Source organism: Pseudorhizobium tarimense, assembly GCF_022968135.1.
In the GTDB taxonomy this organism is placed as follows: domain Bacteria; phylum Pseudomonadota; class Alphaproteobacteria; order Rhizobiales; family Rhizobiaceae; genus Neorhizobium; species Neorhizobium tarimense.
The window spans coordinates 20,289-37,919 of sequence record NZ_JALJRA010000024.1 but is presented as its reverse complement, the minus strand read 5'-3'; the positions used below and the strand labels follow the sequence as shown (position 1 = coordinate 37,919).

The window sequence follows — 17,631 nt, the reverse complement described above, 5'->3', positions numbered from 1 at the left end:
GCGACAGGTGTCTCCTTATCACATGCCGATGCCGGAAGAAATTGTCTGGCGGAGCCTGCTTTGTTACAGGCTCCGCGCAAGAGCTTACCAGCCGGTGACGACAGCGCCCTTGAACTCTTCGTTGACGAAGGCCTTTACCTCGTCGTTCTGGTAGGACTCAACCAGCGTCTTCACCCACGGCGCGTCCTTGTCGGCAGAGCGCACGGCGATGACGTTGACGTATGGAGCCTTCTCGCCTTCGATGGCGATCGAATCCGTCTTCGGGTTGAGACCGGCTTCCAGCGCATAGTTGGTGTTGATGACGGCAGCGGCAACGTCATCGAGCGAGCGCGGCAGCTGTGCGGCATCGAGTTCAACGAACTGTATATTCTTCGGGTTTTCGGTGACGTCGGCCGGACCGATCTTCAGACCCTTTTCCGGGTCGACCTTGATCAGGCCCTGGTCAGCGAGCACCAGCAGTGCACGGCCGCCATTGGTCGGGTCATTAGGGATCGAAATCGTCGCGCCATTTTCCAGTTCGTCGAGGCTCTTCACCTTCTTGGAATAGACGCCCATCGGGAAGTTGACGTTCTTGGCGACGCTCACGAGGTCGAAGCCCCGGTCGGCGACCTGGTTGTCGAGATAGGGCTGGTGCTGGAACGAGTTCGCGTTCAACTCACCGTCGTTGAGCGCCTGGTTAGGCACGACATAGTCGGAGAACTCGAGGATCTCGATGTCGAGGCCTTTCGTCGCGGCAACTTCCTTGACCTTCTCCATGATCTGAGCGTGCGGACCAGGGGTGACGCCAACCTTGATGGTCTCGGCAGCCGCGGAACCTGCGGCGAAGGCGGCGATGGCAGCCGCCAGGATGAACTTCTTCATGGATATCTCCCTTTCAGATGTTGGTGTTCTAGTTCTTGCGGGCTTTCTTGTCGAAGCGCCGCGCGAGCATGTCGCCGCTCGTTTGGATCGCCTGCACCAGCACGATCAGCACGACTACGACGGCGAACATCACCTCCGGCATGAAACGCTGATAGCCATAGCGGATCCCGAGATCGCCGAGCCCACCGCCACCCACGGCGCCGACCATGGCGGAGTAGCCGACCAAGCTGACGAGCGTCAGCGTGAGCGCCAGCGTCAAGCCAGGCTTTGCCTCGGCCAGCAGCACCTTGAAGACAATCTGCAGCGGCGTCGCACCCATGGCACGGGCAGCCTCTATCAGTCCCTTGTCGACCTCGCGGATCGCCGATTCCGCCAGCCGTGCGACGAAGGGAATTGTCGCAATCGTCAGCGGCACGATCGCGGCAGCCGTCCCGATGGAGGTGCCGGTCACCAGCCGCGTGAATGGAATGATGGCCACCACAAGAATGATGAAGGGCGTCGAGCGGGTGGCGTTGACGATAGCACCAACGATTTTGTTGACAGTCGGCGCCGGAAAGAGTTCGCCGCGACCGCTCGTGGCAAGGAAGATGCCGATTGGCAGGCCGATCAGCGAGCCAATGACACCCGCGACGGCAACCATATGCACCGTCTGCAGGAGTGCCTTCCAGAGCAGCGAAAAAAGCATGTCAGGCGCCATAGCCAAGCACCTCCGTCGTCAGTCGGGTTTGCTGAAAGAAGCTGCGGGCGCGCTCCAGCGTCTGCGGATCGGCTGCATAGGAAACAACCAGAGAGCCGAAAGGTTCGCCAGCGATCTCGTCGATGGCCCCGGCAAGGATGTTTACGTCCGGGCCTATCTCGGCAACGAGCCGCGCCGTCAGCGGCTGGAAGGCCGTTTCACCAAAGAACACCAGGCGCACCAGCGCCCGGTCCCCGGGTGCGGGTACCGGCTTAAGGTCCGTACGGATCCATTCCGGCAGCTTTGCGCCAATCGCGACCGCCAGAAGCGACTGCGTGGTCTCGTGTTTCGGCGCAGTGAAGACGTCGAAGGTCCGGCCGTTCTCGACGATCTTGCCCTTGTCGATTACCGCCACCTGCGAGGCGATCGTCTTCACCACCTCCATCTCATGGGTGATCAGCAGCACCGTAAGGCCGAGGTCGCGATTGATGTCCTTCAGCAGTTTCAGGATCGACTGCGTCGTCTCTGGATCAAGCGCCGAGGTGGCCTCGTCCGAGAGAAGCAGCTTCGGCTCGGTGGCGAGTGCGCGGGCGATGCCGATGCGCTGCTTCTGACCGCCGGAGAGTTCCGCAGGATACCGGCCGGCCTTGTCACCAAGGCCGACGAGATCCACCAGCGGTGCCACGCGGTCCCGGATTGCCTTGCGATCCATGCCGGCGATCTCGAGCGGCAGCGCGATGTTATCAAAGGCGGTGCGCGACGAAAGGAGGTTGAAGTGCTGGAAGATCATGCCGACCTGGCGGCGCAGGTCGCGCAGGCCAGTTTCACCGAGCGCGCCAACCTCGACGCCATCGACCACGACCCTGCCGGAACTTGCCTTCTCCAGGCCGTTGACGAGCCGAATAAGCGTCGACTTGCCGGCGCCCGAGCGGCCAATGATGCCGGTGATGGCGCCACGGGGAACCGTCAGGTCCACGCCGTCAAGCGCGGTGAAGGCAGGCTCGCCCTTGGTGCCGCCGAAGCGCTTGGTGGCATTCTCGAAAGCGACCATGGCGCCGGTGGGTCCGGCAGCAGGCGCGGAATTTTCATGGGACATGTGGAAAGCTCACGGGATTAAGGTCTGTTTACGTGCGGGCAGCCATGCCCGCTGCAGGTCAGGACGCCATGCCACACATTCGTTTGAACCAGACCGTCGCGGACATTCTCTTCGTGCCTTCCTAGCGGCAGCCACCGGCTTGCCGTTGGCGCCTAGATGCATCGTCCGCCGTGAAAAAGATAGGAATGAGAATCCGGAAAACCCGGCCTGCAGGAAAAATTTCCTGCGATCACGCCGTCTTGTGATTACCGTGCGGGAAGTTCAGGGCGAGGTCACGATACCACTTGCCGCTTTTCTTAACAGTCCGCTCCTGCGTCTCGTAATCGACATGGACAAGCCCGAAGCGCATGCGATAGCCCTCTGCCCATTCGAAATTGTCCATCAGGCTCCAGGCGAAATAGCCGCGTAGCGGATAACCCTCGCTGACGAGGTCGGCGCAGACCGAAAGGTGATCGGCGTAGTAATCGAGACGCGGCTGGTCATCCACCTCACCATCGGCGCCAACACCCATGTTGTAGCAGGCGCCATTTTCGGTGACATACATCTCCGGCAAGTCATAGCGATCGTAGAGGTCCATGACGAGCGACTTCATCGCTGCCGACCAGATTTCCCAGCCGATATCCGTCACGGTCTCGCCAACGAACGGCGCGGGCTTGGTGGCCGGGAATTCGGCCTCCTCGGACGCATCCGCCAGGACGCGCATCGGCGTGTAGTAGTTGAGGCCCCACCAGTCGAGCTTCTGGCTGATCGCGGCGAGATCCCCCTCCTCCACCTCCGGCATGCGGTCGCCGAGAGCGTCCAGCAGCGAGGCTGGATATTCGCCCTTGAACACCGGCCCGAAGAAGGAGCCGTTGTGGAAATCGAAGGCGCGCTCGGTGGCGGCCTTGTCCTCGGTGCTTTCGGAACCGGCAATGACTGAATGCGCGTTCAGCACCAGCCCAACGGGAACATTGGGGCTGACGTCGCGGATCGCCTCCACCCCAAGCCCGTGCGCCAGGTTGGTGTAGTGCATGGCATGGAGGGCCGCCTCCATGTTGCGCTCGCCCGGCGCGTGGACGCCGTAGAGATGACCGAGCCAGACGGAGCACCACGGCTCGTTGAAGGTGGCAACCGCATCCAGCCGGTCTCCGAGCCGTGCCATCACGACCTTGGCATAGCGCTGGAAGGCATAGGCAGTAGAGCGAGCGGTCCAGCCACCGTCCCCCAAAAGGGCCAGCGGCAGGTCCCAGTGGTAGAGCGTGGCGAAGGTCTTGATGCCGCGCGCCTTGCAGCCGTCGAGCAGCCTGTCATAGAAGTCCAGCCCCTTCTCGTTGACCCAGCCCACACCTTCCGGGATGATCCGCGGCCAGGCGATCGAGAACCGATAGGAGGAAACGCCCATCTCCTTGATCAGGTCAAGATCCTGCTCCAGCCGATGATAATGATCGCAGGCAACGTCGCCGTTGTGGCGGCCGAAAACGCGGCCCGGCATGTTGGAGAAGGCGTCCCAGATGGACGGCTTGCGCCCGCCCTCCTTCGTCGCCCCTTCGATTTGGAATGAGGCCGTGGCGACACCAAAGGTGAAGTCGCCGGGGAAGCGAGAGGCGAGGGTCTTCGGGTCGGTCATGGCAGGCATCCGTGTAGGGTGTTAGTCAGCATCTTGATGGAAGTCGATTTAGCCAAGCAACGGAGGCTTGTACATCCGGCCATGCCGATTACTGCAACGTTTCAGCGGCTGAGATCGTAGGCTCCAACAGGGTAGAGATTTGGTTTCCCTCGACCGAAACCCCGTCTTCGCCGATCGTGATCTCGACGCCCGATGGCTCCGACTCTTCCTGATAGACATAAATGCCAAGCCCGATCACGACGACCACCAGAGCACCGATGATCATGTAGAGGCCACTTCTGCTGTTCATTTCCCTGCCGCCCTTTCGCGTTGAAGACGACGCCTAGCTAGGGCTTCAACACCGTCCGGCAATAGCGACATCTGCGGCAGCAACGGTCGTACCGAGGAGCCAGCCAGGCTCATCGGTAATGCGGACCTCAAGCGGGCAGCTTCACCCAGGCGCCATTCTTCTTCGACGAAGCCACACAAGCCTCCACGAAGGCGACGCCCTTCACGCCGTCGTCGACCGTCGGGTAGATGACCGCGTTGTCGACGGTAGCACCCTTCTTCCTGGCGTTGATGGCGTGGGCTGCCTCCGTGTAGATCGTCGCGAAGGCTTCGAGATAACCTTCCGGATGACCTGACGGGATGCGGCTGGCGCGGCCGGCAGCGCTCCCTGCACCGGCGCCGTTGCGGGTGATCAGCCGCTTCGGTTCGCCGAATGGGGTAAACCACAGATAGTTCGGGTCAGCCTGCACCCATTCGATGCCGCCCTTGGTGCCGTAGACGCGAATCTTGAGGCCGTTCTCATGGCCCGGCGCCACCTGACTGCACCAGAGCATGCCCTTGGCACCGCCCTCGAAACGCAGCATCACGTGGGCATTGTCATCAAGCCGCCGCCCTTCGACGAAGCTGTCGAGGTCGGCCGCCAGGCTTTCCAGCGTCAGGCCGGTGATGAAGGAGGCAAGGTTGTAGGCATGCGTGCCGATATCGCCGGTGGAACCGCCAGCGCCGGATTGCGCCGGGTCGGTACGCCAGACCGCCTGTTTGGCGCCGGTCTGCTCGACCGCTTCCGTCAGCCAGTCCTGCGGATACTCGACCTGCACGATGCGGAGCGTGCCGAGATCGCCGTTCTGGATCATCTCGCGCGCCTGCCGCACCATCGGATAGCCGGTGTAGTTGTGGGTGAGGATGAAAAGCGCATCGCTCTCGTCCGCCACTTTCTTCAGCTTCTTCGCGTCCGAAAGGTTCGACGTCAGCGGCTTGTCGCAGATCACATGGATGCCGCGGCGCAGGAACTCCTTGGCCGCCTCGTAATGCACGTGGTTCGGCGTCACGATCGAGACGGCTTCGATGCCGTTCTTCAGCCGCGCCTCGCGGATCGCCATTTCCTTGTAGGAGCCATAGGTGCGCGCCGGGTCGAGCCCGAGGTCGCGTCCCGACTGCATCGCCTTTTCCGGCGTCGAGGAGAGGGCGCCTGCGACTAGATCGAACTGGTCGTCGAGGCGGGCAGCCATGCGATGGACGGCACCGATGAAGGCGCCCGCGCCACCGCCCACCATGCCGAGCCGGATGCGCGGCTCGCGCGCCTGTTCGTCCTTGCCTTCGATAGCCATCGTCGTTTCTCCCTTACAGTCCCAACATCCGGCGGTTGGCCGCTTCGTCCGTGCCGCCGGCGGCGAAGTCGTCGAAAGCTTTCTCAGTGACGCGAATGATGTGGTGCTTGACGAATTCGGCGCCTTCACGCGCGCCGTCCTCGGAATTCTTCAGAGCGCATTCCCACTCCACGACAGCCCAGCCATCGAAGTCGTTCGCGGTCAGCTTTGAGAAGACGGCGCCGAAATCGACCTGTCCGTCACCCAGCGACCGGAAGCGGCCGGCGCGCTGCACCCAGCCCTGGTAGCCGCCATAGACGCCCTGGCGGCCGGTCGGATTGAACTCCGCGTCCTTGACGTGGAACATCTTGATCCGGTCCTTGTAGATGTCGATGTTGTCCAGATAATCCAGGCACTGCAGCACGTAGTGCGACGGGTCGTAGAGCATGTTGGCGCGCGGATGGTTCTTCACCCGCTCCAGGAACATCTCGAATGTGACCCCGTCATGCAGGTCTTCGCCCGGATGGATTTCGTAGCAGACGTCGACGCCGCAGGAATCGGCATGGTCGAGGATCGGCGTCCAGCGGCGGGCGAGTTCCTCGAAGGCGGTCTCGATCAGGCCGGCGGGGCGTTGCGGCCAGGGATAGATGAACGGCCACGCAAGCGCACCCGAGAAGGTTGCGTGCGCCTTGATCCCGAGGTTCTTCGACGCCGACAGCGCCATCTTCACCTGCTCGACCGCCCATTCCTGGCGCGCCTTCGGGTTTCCGCGCACTTCCGGCACGGCGAAACCGTCGAAGGCCTCGTCGTAGGCCGGATGAACGGCAACCAGCTGGCCCTGCAGGTGCGTAGAGAGTTCCGTCACTTCGATGCCGTTCTGGCGCGCAATGCCGGCGAACTCGTCGCAATAATCCTTAGATTCGGCCGCCTTCTTCAGGTCGATCAGCTGTGCAGCCCAGGTCGGCACCTGTACGCCGATATAGCCCTTTTCCGCCGCCCATTTGGTGATCCCGTCCCAGGAGTTGAACGGCGCCTCGTCGCCCGCGAACTGGCCGAGAAAGATGGCCGGTCCCTTGATGGTCTTCATGAGCTTGCTCCTCCGATGGTCTCTGTGTGTGGCGGACATGAAAAAGCGCGCGCGAGGGATCGCGCGCGCTGGTGGTTGATCAGAACGGGGAGTCCGGGAAGTAGAACTGCTCGGCGTTCTCCTTGGTGACGAGCGTCGCGTCGAGGATGTACTCGCCGCTGACGGGAACCTGATCGTACAGACCGTCGGCCGTCAGCTGCATGGCGGTCGCAATCATCGCCGGCGGATAAAGCACGTCGACCGGCACCATCTTGTCGCCGTCCATGACGCGCTTGACCATGTCCTTGGAACCGGCACCGCCGACGACATACTGGATGTCGTCACGGTTAGCCTGCTCGATCGCTTCCAGAACGCCGACGACCATGTCATCGTCCTGTGCCCAGACCACGTCGATTTCCGGATACTTGGTCAGGTAGTCCTGCATCACGCGGAAGGCATCGTCGCGGTTCCAGTTGCCGTATTGGCGCTCCAGCACCTCGACATTGGAGCCCTCGATGCCCTGGTCGAAGCCGTCCTGGCGCTGCTGATCGATCGGGATCGGAAGGCCACGGATGACCACGACCTTCGCATCCGGTGTCGTTTCCGCAATGTATTCGCCAGCGACGCGGCCAAGGGCCGGGTTGTTGCCGGCGACGTAAAGGTCACGGATCGTATTGTCGTTGTTGGACGGTGCGCGGTCGACGAGGGCGACGAAGGTGCCGGCATCCTTGACCTGCTGGATGGCGTTGACCAGCGGATCCGGATCAGTCGGCAGGATGACGAGCGCGTCGATGCCCTGCACGGCGAGATCCTGTACGGCATTCGCCTGGGTTGCCGGATCCGGCGACGTTTTGACGATGACGTTGAGGCCCGGATGCTCTTCCATGAGAAGATTGGCGACGCGCTCGGCGTGGTAGACGACGCCCGCCGTCCAGCCGTGGTCGGCGGCCGGAATGGAAACGCCGATGGTGACCTTCTTCTCCTCCTGCGCCCAGCCGAGGCTCGGGCCCATGGCGACCGAGGCTGCAAGCGCTGCGACGGCAAGACCGAATGTTCTTCTACGCATGTTCTCTCTCCCAGTTATGGGTCTTTGACTTCGGTCGGGCGCGACCCATGAGCCCGGCCGGTTCTCACGACCGCCGCGACAGCGAACGCTGCACGAGCATGGCGATGATGATGATCGCGCCCTGGATGGCGCCGATGAGGTATTCGCTGACGAAGTTCGACAGCAGCATGATGTTGCCGACAATCTCCAGGATGAAGGCGCCGCAGAGTGTGCCCCAGATACGCCCGACGCCGCCGCGCAGGGCCGTCCCCCCGACCACCACGGCGGTGATCGCCTGCAGTTCCCACAGGATGCCCGTGGTGGCCGATGTCGACCCGAGGCGCGGCACGTAGAGGAGCACGGCAAGCGCAACGCACAGTCCCTGCACGATGTAGGCGATGGTGCGGACCCGCTTGACCGAAATGCCGGAATAGCGGGCAACGTCTTCGTTCGAACCGACCGCGATCAGGTGACGGCCGTAGCGCGTGCGGTAGAGCACGAAGGCGGCAATTGCGGCAGTGACGAAGATCACGATGATCGGCACCGGCACGCCCAGGAGTTCGCCGAAATAGACCGGGCGGTAGAGCGACTGAAGCTCGCGGTCGCGCAGCGTGATGGCGCCGCCCTGGGACAGCCAGGTGGTGAGGCCGCGATAGATGCCCATAGTGCCGAGCGTGGCGATGAACGGCTCAATCTGCCCGACGGTGGTAATCAGCCCGTTGAACAGGCCGCAGGCGGCGCCGATCGCGACGGCGACGAGCATGGCCGTCACCAGCATCAGCATCGGATCCGCGATCAGCGCGGAATTCATGAACATGATCATGAGGCTTGCGACGAAGGCCACCATGGCGCCGACCGACAGGTCGAGCCCGCCCGAAGAGATCACATAGGTGGCGCCAAGGGCGATGATGGCGATGAAGGCGCTGCGGGTGATGACGTTGGAGAGGTTCGCCACCGAGATGAAGTTCTCGTTTGCGATCGCGCCCAGCACAAGCAGCAGGGCAAGCGCCACGAAGGGCGCCACCGCCCTCAGGTCCCAGTCACGCGACGTCTTAGCCTTTGGCGTTTCGGTTGCGGCAGTGCTCATGGCTTCAGGCTGCCTCCCCGGTCTTCACGCCGGTGGCGAGCACCACGATCTCGTTTTCGTTCATGTGTTCCCCTGTAACTTCGCCGACAATCTCGCCCGAGCGCATGACAAGGATGCGATCGCAGATGCCGATCAGCTCCGGCATCTCGGACGAGACGACGATGATCGACCGTCCCTCCTCTGCAAGCCGGGCAATGAATTTGTAGATCTGTTCCTTCGTGCCGATGTCGATCCCGCGCGTCGGCTCATCGATAATGACGATGGACGGGTCGAGCAGCATCATCTTGGCGATCAAGAGCTTCTGCTGGTTGCCGCCCGAAAGCTGGCCGGCCAGCAGATCCTTGCGGCCCGTTCGAATGTCGAACTCGCCGATCGCCTCGTCGAGTGCAGCGTCTTCCTTCTTGCGATCGATCTGCCCGCCGCGCAGGAACTTGCCGATCGATGCGAGCGTCAGGTTCGTCGCAAGGTCCTTGAGGAGCAGCAGCCCCTTGCCCTTCCTATCTTCGGAAAGATAAGCGATCCCGGCCTTCAAGCTGGCCTGCGCATCGGCAAAGGTGACGGCGGTGCCGTTGTGGCGAACCGATCCATGGCCGCGCCGCAGACCCACCACGCCTTCCATCAACTCAGTGCGGCCGGCACCGACCAGCCCGGCAAACCCGAGGATTTCGCCCTTGCGGAGCTCGAAGCTCCCGTTGCGTGCATAGCCGGGAACGGTAAAGTCCTTGACCTCCAGTACCGTCTCCCGGACCTGGCCGGTGGCATGGCGATCCGGATAAAGCTTCGTCACGTCGCGCCCTACCATCAGGCGCGCCATGTCCGCGGGCTCCAGCTCCGAAACGTCATGAGCGGCGACGACATGTCCGTCGCGAAGCACGGTGACGCGGTCGGCAATTTCCTTCACCTCCGGCAGGCGGTGGGAAATGTAGAGCACGCCGACGCCCTTGGCGCGAATGTCCGTGATCACCTTGAGAAGTGCTTCGGTCTCGAAAGGAGTAAGCGAAGCGGTCGGCTCGTCAAAGATGACAATCCGGTGTGGCACGAGCAGCACGCGGGCGATCTGCACCAGCTGGCGCTGCGCGATCGACAGGCTGCGAACGACGGTCTTCGGATCGATCTCGGCGCCGAGATCGTGAAGCGCCTTGGCAGCGCCTTCGTTCATCGCTTTGTCGTCGACGGAGATGCCCTTCGGCAGCTCGCGGCCGAGATAGATGTTCTGCGCGACGGTGAGATCGGGGGCGAGCAGGATTTCCTGGTGGACCAGCACGATGCCACGCTTCTCCGCGTCCACGGGTCCGGACAGGTGGACTGGCTCGCCATCGATCAGGATTTCGCCACGCGTCGGCTCATGGTTGCCGGCGAGGATCTTCATCAGCGTCGACTTGCCGGCCCCGTTTTCGCCGATGATGGCGTGGACTTCGCCCGGCCGTACCGTCAGGCCAACGTCGTGCAGAACTTCGACGGGACCAAAGCTCTTCGACAGCGCACGCGCGGCGAGGATCGCCGGCACGTTCTCCGCAGCTTCGGACGTCATCGTGTGCCACCCGCAGCCCATGACGGCGGAGCGATCGCAGCCCCACCCGCGCGGCAAGCGCCAGTTCGCAATGATTTTGTTAGATGCACCTGAACTTCCTCCCGATTTCAGGCTAGCCAAGATTTTGAGGTACGTAAAGCAGCTTTCAGCGAACAAAAGCCTCTTCAACAGCCGATCACCGACACATCATGCCTCAATCGGATGCGATTTGACGAAATCCACGAACGCGCGCAGCGGCGCCGGCACCAGACGCCGACCGGGATAGTACAGGAATGGTCCGGGGAATTCCTGCCACCACGGCTGCAATACCGGCTCGAGCGCGCCACTTTCAAGATGCGGACGCAGCCATTCCTCGAACAGCGCAATGATGCCGATCCCTGCGGCCGCGGCTTCAATCGCCAGATCGATTGCCCCTCCGGCCTGGACGATCAGCGGCCCCTTCGGCTCGACCACCACCACTTCGCCATTCTTTTCGAATTCCCAGTTCGGCATGTTGCCGCTCGGGAAGCGATGTCGCAGACAGGAGTGGTTCAGGAGATCGCGCGGATGCTCCGGGCGGCCATGGCGGTCGAGATAGGCGGGCGAAGCTGCGAAGCCGTAAACTTGAGTGGGTGGCCCGATCGGCACCGCAATCATGTCCTGCTCCAGCCGCTCACCATAGCGGATGCCGGCATCGCAACCGGCCGCAAGTACATCGACGAAGCTCTCGTCCGTCATCACCTCCAGCCGGATGTCAGGATAGGCGGCAAGGAATGCCGGCACGGTGCGAGGCAAAACTAGCCGGGCGGCGCTGATCGGGACGTTCAGCTTCAGCGTTCCGGCCGGCCGGTCACGAAAGCCATTGACGGCATCCAGGGCTGCTTCAACCTCGCCGAGCGCCGGCGCCAGCCGGGCAAGCAGCATTTCTCCAGCTTCGGTGGGAGCCACCGAACGCGTCGTGCGGTTCAGAAGACGCACGCCGAGCTCCGCTTCAAGCCGCCGCACCGCTTCGCTCAAGGCGGAGGGACTCGCTCCGCTGATGCGCGCTCCTTCGCGAAAACCCTTTGCCCGCGCCACGGTGACGAAGGCGCCGAGATCCCCCAGTTCCACATCCATTGTTCGCTTCTCCGTACAACCCGTGCCGATTGTGCCGGATTATCAGACGAAGCGCCAGCGCGTATCTCTGGACCAGCACTTCACATCCTCACCCAAAAGGAGAAAGACAATGGTTGACATCGGAAAATCAGGCGCCTTCCAGCTTGGCAGCCGGCAGGTAAAGCGCCTGGGTTATGGCGCCATGCGACTCGCAGGGCCGGGCGTCTCCGGTCCGCCGAAAGATCGCGACCAGGCGATCGCGGTGCTTCGTGCCGCCATCGAAGCCGGTGTCAACCACATCGACACCAGCGACTTCTACGGGCCGCACATCACCAACCAGATCATCCGCGAAGCACTTCATCCCTATCCGGATGACCTGACGATCGTCACCAAGATCGGCGCAACCCGAGGCGCCGAGGGTTCCTGGGATCCTGCTTTTTCCGAGGATCAGCTGACCCAGGCGGTACATGACAACCTGCGCAATCTTCAGCGCGAGACGATGGACGTCGTCAACCTGCGTATCATGTTCGATGTGCACGGCCCGGCGGAAGGATCGATCGAGGAACAGGTCACGACGCTTGCCGAGCTGCAATACCAGGGGCTCATCCGTCACATCGGTCTTTCGAACGTGACGCCAAGACAGATAGAAGAAGCCCGCAGGATATGCGACATCGTCTGCGTGCAGAACATGTACAACATCGCCCATCGGAAGGACGATGCGCTGATCGACATGCTGGCGGGTGACGGGATTGCCTATGTGCCCTTCTTTCCGCTCGGCGGCTTTTCGCCGCTGCAGTCTGCGACAGTCAATGATGTCGCAACCCAGCTTCAGGCAACGCCGATGCAGGTGGCGCTGGCCTGGCTTCTGCAAAGGTCGCCGAACATCCTGCTGATCCCCGGCACCTCATCGGTCGCCCACCTGCAAGAAAACCTTGCGGCAGCCGAACTCGAACTGCCGCAAGAGGCTGTGGCACAACTGGATCGCATCGCTGCGGCCAGCTGAACGAAATAAGGGGCCGCTTTCGCGGCCCCCAGCTTGATGACAAACCCCCGCCCCACCTTCTCAAGGACCAAGATTCACGGAACGTCTCTGAATCGAAAAGAGAACGGATCGGAGTCGAAGTAGCGCCAGCAAAGGCAAAGAGGACTTTGTCAGCAGTCTGGGGGCCGCTTTCGCGGCCCCATTTAAGATCAAACGTAGCGGTTGACGACGTTTTCCAGATATTCCTGGCGGCCGGAGCGGGGCTCGGGGTTGATGTTCTCCCGTTCTACCATGGCGGCGATGTCATCCAGCTTGTATTCCCCGCGCAGCATCTTCTGCGCTTCCGGGCCGTCCCAGCCGGCATAGCGCTCTTCCAGCGGCTTCGACAGCGCCCGGTCCTCGACCATCCTCGCCGCAGCCTTGAGACCACGGGCGCAGCAATCCATGCCGCCGATATGGCCGATCAAGAGATCCTGCGGATCGAGCGACTGGCGGCGCAGCTTGGCATCGAAGTTGGTGCCGCCGTTCTCGAAGCCGCCGCCCTGCAGGATGTGGTAGTAGGCCAGCGCCATTTCCGGCACGTTGTTAGGGAACTGGTCGGTATCCCAGCCGGACTGGTAATCGTTGCGGTTCATGTCGATCGAACCGAAGATGCCGAAGGCGTTCGCCATGGCGATCTCGTGCTCAAAGGAATGGCCGGCAAGGATCGCGTGGCCCTGCTCGATATTGACCTTCACTTCCTTGTCCAGCCCGTGCTTCTGCAGGAAGGCGTAGACGGTCGCGACGTCGTAGTCGTACTGGTGTTTGGTCGGCTCCTGCGGCTTCGGCTCGATCAGGATCGTGCCTTCGAAGCCGATCTTGTACTTGTATTCGACGACGAGGTTGAGGAAGCGGCCCATCTGGTCGAGCTCCCGGCCGACATCGGTGTTGAGCAGCGTCTCATAGCCTTCGCGGCCGCCCCAGAGGACGTAGTTGGAGCCGCCGAGCTTCTTGGTCGCGTCCATGCAGGTCTTCACGGTCGCTGCCGAGAAGGCGAAGACATCCGGATCCGGATTGGTGGAGGCGCCGCCCATGAACCGGCGGTGCGAGAAGAGGTTCGCCGTGCCCCAGAGGAGTTTCACGCCGGTTTCGGCCTGCTTCTGCTCGAAATAGTCGACGATCTCGTTGAGGTTCTTGGTGTTTTCCGCGAAGGAATTGCCTTCCGGGCGCACGTCGGCATCATGGAAGCAGTAGAAGGGCGCGCCGAGCAGCTGGTAGAATTCGAAGGCGACATCGGCCTTCATCTTCGCCGCCTGCATGGTGTCTTCGAACCACGGACGCTGGAAGGTCTGGCCGCCGAAGGGGTCGCCACCCGGCCAGGTGAAGGTGTGCCAATAAGCGACCGCAAACCGCAGATGGTCCTCCATCCGCTTGCCGGCGACGACTTCGTCCGGGTTGTAGTGGCGGAAGGCGAGCGGATTGGTGCTGTCCGGGCCTTCAAACTTGATCTTCTGGATGTCTCCGAAAAAGCCTGTGCTCATCGTGTTTCCTCCTGGGAGCTAAAGGTTGTGTTTTAGTGTGCGATCGACCGGACGGCTGGATAGGTCGCCCGGTAGCGCTCGTAGGCAGCCTCGTAGGCTTGAGACAGCGCGGCGACCGGCTCGACGGTTTCGGCCGTCTTCGGCGGTGTGCAGACGGCTACCGGATCCGCGCCCGTTGCGGCGATCAGACCCAGACGGGCCGCACCGAAGGCTGCGCCAAAATCGCCATCCGCCGGAATATCGACGGCAACGCCAAGCGAGGTTGCAATCGAAGCGAGCCAGTAGCGCGACCGCGAGCCGCCGCCGATGGCGGTGACGCGGGAGGTCGAGGTACCGGCGGATTTCAGTGCCTCCAGGTTGTCGCGGATGGCGAAGGTCACGCCCTCGATGACCGCCTGCGTCAGCACGGCACGATCGGACTCGTGGCCGAGGCCGATGAAGGCGCCGCGGATCTGTGCGTCATTGTGCGGGGTGCGTTCGCCGGAAAGATAGGGAAGGAAGGTGACGCCCGTTGGCGCCTTCAGCGTCTCGCCAAGCTCCGCAGCGAGTTCGGCGGCACTCTTGCCCGTGAGATGCGAATGCCAGTTCAGCGCATCGGTGGCCGAAAGGATGACGCCCATCTGGTGCCAGGTGTTCGGCAGCGCGTGGCAGAAGGCATGCACCGCACTTTCCGGCTTCGGCAGATAGGAGCCGTTGGCGGCGAATAGCACCCCCGAGGTGCCGAGCGAAACGAAGGCATTGCCTTCCGCTACGGTTCCCATGCCGCAGGCAGAGGCGGCATTGTCCCCTGCCCCGCCGGCCACGACAACGCCTTGGCCCATGCCCCATTGCGAGGCCAGCTCCCCACGCAGGCTTCCGCCCTGCTCCGTCCCCTCGACCAACGTGGGCATGTGATCTTCCGACAGATCCGTCGCTGCCAGAAGTTCCGGCGACCATTTGCGGGCGCCGGTGTCGAGCCAGGAGGTGCCGGCCGAATCCGACATCTCCGAAATATGCTCGCCCGTCAGCCAGAAGCGCAGGTAGTCTTTGGGCAGCAGCACTTTCGCGACCTTCGCGAAGATTTCCGGTTCGTTGTTCTTGACCCAAACGAGCTTCGGTGCGGTGAAGCCCGGGAAAACGATATTGCCGGTGATATTGCGGAAGCGCGGGTCCCCGTCGAGTTCCGCCGCCTCATGATAGGACCGCGTATCGTTCCACAGGATGCAGGGTCGCAGAACCTTGTTCTCGGCATCGAGCAGGGTGGCACCGTGCATCTGGCCGGAAAGTCCGACCCCCTTCACCGCCGCAAGCTCGTGAGGGAACTTCGCCTTCAATCCGGCGACCGCCTCTTCCGTCGCCCGGATCCAGTGTGCCGGATCCTGCTCCGACCAGCCCGGATGCGGACGCGAAACATCGAGCGAGCCGCTGGCCGAGCCGATGATGCGCTGGTCGCCGTCGATCAACATGGCTTTGACGCCGGAGGTTCCGAGATCCAGACCGAGATACATTGTGTTCCTTCCTTCGCCCTTCAGGGCAGGTTATCCTTCAAGAAGATGTCAATGCGGATCCGCTCCTGAGCGGTCAGCACCGGCAGTCCGTCGGCCTTCGCCTTTAGGACACGGACGGCGCTGCGCACCTCATGGCCCGGATCCTGGTTCAGCACGGCGTCGATGAGGTCCGAGTGCAGCGCCTCACGCGTTGAGCGGGTCAGCTCATGCGCGATCACCACCGGGCGCCGCGCCGGATCGAGCTCCTTCAACACGCGGATCAAGCCGCGATTACCCGCCCCCAGGCTGTAGATGCCCGAAAGATCCGGGTGGCGGCGGAGCGCATCACGCACCGTCTTCTCGACCATTGCCGGATCGTCGAGCGCTTCAATCACCGGAAGGATGGCCACCCGCGGAAAATCTTCCGCCAGGACCGATAGGAACCCTTCCAGCCGCTCGCGATGGTCGCGCACAAGCAGAGAGCCGGCAAGAATGGCGACCCGCCCGTCCACCTTGCTGAGGAAGCGGCCCATCAGGTTGGCGGCCGTGCGCCCCGCCGCGCTATTGTCTATGCCGCAGAAGTGATCGCGGCTGGAAGCACCAACATCCGAGACGAGCGTCGCAACCGCAATGCCCTCGGCACGTAGACGATCGGCCGCCGCGCGCACCTCCGGCGCATCGATCGCCACCAGCGCCACGCCGTCCGGCTTGCGATCGGCGACCTCGTCCATCGCTGAGACCAGCGCCCCAGGATCGAAGGCTGGAACCTCGACAATCTCGATCCGCGCTCGCTCGACGGCCGAGCGTGCGATCGCCTCCTCAACCTCCTCGCGAAGCCGGATCATGAACGAGTTGTCGTTGGCTGGTAGGATGAAACAGAGATTGTAGGTACGGCTCTTGGCGAGGTTCGCAGCGGCGAGGTCACGCACATATCCGAGCTGCGCGATCGCCTGCTCGACCTTGTCGCGCGTTACCCCGCGTACCCCGGGACGTCCGTTGAGGACACGGTCCACCGTGGCAAGGCTGACGCCCGCAAAGCGCGCTATGTCGTGAACCGTGGGCTTCATGCGTCCTCCCGCGGATGTGTTAGAACAAAATTTGAGGTACGTAAATCAGAAATCTCCGCAGAGCCAACCACGGCCCCACCTCTTGCCATCGCCGGAACAACGTTTAAATCATCGCCCGCAGCCGCGGGTGCGGCCAGATAGGGAAACATCGGATGGAAGGCATTTTTACGCTCGTTCAGGATCCTGCCGCGTGGGTGGCGCTTGTCACGCTCGTGGTCATGGAGGTCGTGCTCGGCATCGACAACCTGATCTTCATCTCCATCCTGACCAACAAGCTGCCCCCAGAGCACCGCGAACGCGCTCGCAAGATCGGTATCGGTCTGGCGCTGGTGATGCGGCTTGGCCTTCTCGGCACGGTTGCCTGGATCGTGCAGCTGACCAATCCGCTCTTCGAGGTCCTCGGCCACGCCTTCTCTTGGAAGGACCTGATCCTGATCGCGGGCGGCCTCTTCCTCGTCTGGAAGGCGACGAAGGAAATTCACCATTCGGTCGATCCCGTCGATCACAAGGAAGACATGGTCGGCACCACCGCATCCATCACCTTCAGCTCTGCAATCGGCCAGATCCTGCTGCTCGACCTCGTCTTCTCGATCGACAGCATCATCACCGCAGTTGGCATGACGGAGCATCTGATCATCATGATCATCGCGGTGATCGCCGCCGTGACGGTGATGCTGCTTGCCGCCACCCCGCTTGCCAACTTCATCGAGAAGAACCCGACGATCGTCATGCTGGCGCTCGGCTTCCTGCTGATGATCGGCACGACGCTGATCGCCGACGGCATGGGCTTCCATGTCCCCAAGGGCTACATCTACGCGGCGATGGCCTTCTCCGCGCTGGTGGAGGTGCTCAACATGTTTGCGCGCAATGCCCGGCGGCGAAAGAAAGCGGACACCACCGTCCACTGACGGACGATCGAAAATGGCCCGCTCGTCGGGCCGTTTTATTTTTGCGACGCGCAGGCACCTTTTCCGGACAGC

General features: G+C 62.5%; 16 protein-coding genes. 2 read left to right on the top strand and 14 right to left on the bottom strand.

The features are described 5' to 3' along the window. Window positions 1-84: 84 nt before the first annotated feature. The 11 genes from MUU54_RS21720 to MUU54_RS21670 form a co-directional block, all read right to left on the bottom strand. Window positions 85-861 (bottom strand): MetQ/NlpA family ABC transporter substrate-binding protein, encoded by a 777-nt coding sequence (locus tag MUU54_RS21720; protein ID WP_247246045.1) that lies wholly within the window; start codon window positions 859-861, stop codon window positions 85-87. A 28-nt stretch (window positions 862-889) separates the two neighbouring features. Next, a complete protein-coding gene (locus tag MUU54_RS21715; protein WP_247246044.1) occupies window positions 890-1,558 on the bottom strand; it encodes a methionine ABC transporter permease in 669 nt (222 codons plus the stop codon). After that, window positions 1,548-2,588 (bottom strand): methionine ABC transporter ATP-binding protein, encoded by a 1,041-nt coding sequence (locus tag MUU54_RS21710; RefSeq protein ID WP_247246078.1) that lies wholly within the window; start codon window positions 2,586-2,588, stop codon window positions 1,548-1,550. The genes MUU54_RS21715 and MUU54_RS21710 overlap by 11 nt, the downstream gene beginning before the upstream one ends. 274 nt (window positions 2,589-2,862) lie before the next feature. Beyond that, window positions 2,863-4,239 (bottom strand): GH1 family beta-glucosidase, encoded by a 1,377-nt coding sequence (locus MUU54_RS21705; RefSeq protein ID WP_247246043.1) that lies wholly within the window; start codon window positions 4,237-4,239, stop codon window positions 2,863-2,865. 88 nt (window positions 4,240-4,327) lie between these two features. Next, window positions 4,328-4,528 (bottom strand): hypothetical protein, encoded by a 201-nt coding sequence (locus MUU54_RS21700; protein ID WP_247246079.1) that lies wholly within the window; start codon window positions 4,526-4,528, stop codon window positions 4,328-4,330. A gap of 127 nt (window positions 4,529-4,655) precedes the next feature. Further along, the gene (locus tag MUU54_RS21695; protein ID WP_247246042.1) at window positions 4,656-5,834 is read right to left on the bottom strand and encodes a Gfo/Idh/MocA family protein; all 1,179 of its coding nucleotides are present in this window, start codon (window positions 5,832-5,834) and stop codon (window positions 4,656-4,658) included. 13 nt (window positions 5,835-5,847) lie between these two features. Further along, the gene (locus tag MUU54_RS21690; protein WP_247246041.1) at window positions 5,848-6,900 is read right to left on the bottom strand and encodes a sugar phosphate isomerase/epimerase family protein; all 1,053 of its coding nucleotides are present in this window, start codon (window positions 6,898-6,900) and stop codon (window positions 5,848-5,850) included. 79 nt (window positions 6,901-6,979) lie between these two features. Next, window positions 6,980-7,945, bottom strand: coding sequence for a substrate-binding domain-containing protein (locus tag MUU54_RS21685; RefSeq protein ID WP_247246040.1), 966 nt, complete (start codon window positions 7,943-7,945; stop codon window positions 6,980-6,982). Between the two features lie 64 nt (window positions 7,946-8,009). Next, window positions 8,010-9,011, bottom strand: a complete 1,002-nt coding sequence (locus MUU54_RS21680) for an ABC transporter permease (protein WP_247246039.1) — start codon at window positions 9,009-9,011, stop codon at window positions 8,010-8,012. 4 nt (window positions 9,012-9,015) lie between these two features. Then, a complete protein-coding gene (locus MUU54_RS21675) occupies window positions 9,016-10,542 on the bottom strand; it encodes a sugar ABC transporter ATP-binding protein (protein ID WP_247246038.1) in 1,527 nt (508 codons plus the stop codon). Between the two features lie 186 nt (window positions 10,543-10,728). Further along, on the bottom strand, window positions 10,729-11,637 hold the full coding sequence (locus MUU54_RS21670) for a LysR substrate-binding domain-containing protein (RefSeq protein WP_247246037.1): 909 nt from the start codon (window positions 11,635-11,637) through the stop codon (window positions 10,729-10,731). 109 nt (window positions 11,638-11,746) lie between these two features. On the opposite strand from MUU54_RS21670, the gene MUU54_RS21665 reads away from it, so the two are divergent. Beyond that, on the top strand, window positions 11,747-12,619 hold the full coding sequence (locus MUU54_RS21665) for an aldo/keto reductase family oxidoreductase (protein WP_247246036.1): 873 nt from the start codon (window positions 11,747-11,749) through the stop codon (window positions 12,617-12,619). A 188-nt stretch (window positions 12,620-12,807) separates the two neighbouring features. Here the strand turns inward: MUU54_RS21665 and xylA are convergent, their stop codons facing one another. From xylA to MUU54_RS21650, 3 genes are read right to left on the bottom strand one after another with little or no spacing between them, the layout of a single operon-like run. Beyond that, complete coding sequence (xylA, locus tag MUU54_RS21660; RefSeq protein WP_247246035.1) at window positions 12,808-14,118, bottom strand: xylose isomerase; 1,311 nt, start codon at window positions 14,116-14,118, stop codon at window positions 12,808-12,810. Window positions 14,119-14,150: 32 nt separating this feature from the next. Continuing rightward, window positions 14,151-15,605 (bottom strand): xylulokinase, encoded by a 1,455-nt coding sequence (gene xylB, locus MUU54_RS21655; RefSeq protein ID WP_247246034.1) that lies wholly within the window; start codon window positions 15,603-15,605, stop codon window positions 14,151-14,153. A 20-nt stretch (window positions 15,606-15,625) separates the two neighbouring features. Then, a complete protein-coding gene (locus MUU54_RS21650) occupies window positions 15,626-16,651 on the bottom strand; it encodes a LacI family DNA-binding transcriptional regulator (protein WP_247246033.1) in 1,026 nt (341 codons plus the stop codon). Between the two features lie 152 nt (window positions 16,652-16,803). On the opposite strand from MUU54_RS21650, the gene MUU54_RS21645 reads away from it, so the two are divergent. Further along, window positions 16,804-17,559 (top strand): TerC family protein, encoded by a 756-nt coding sequence (locus MUU54_RS21645; protein ID WP_247246032.1) that lies wholly within the window; start codon window positions 16,804-16,806, stop codon window positions 17,557-17,559. The last annotated feature ends 72 nt before the right edge of the window (window positions 17,560-17,631 follow it).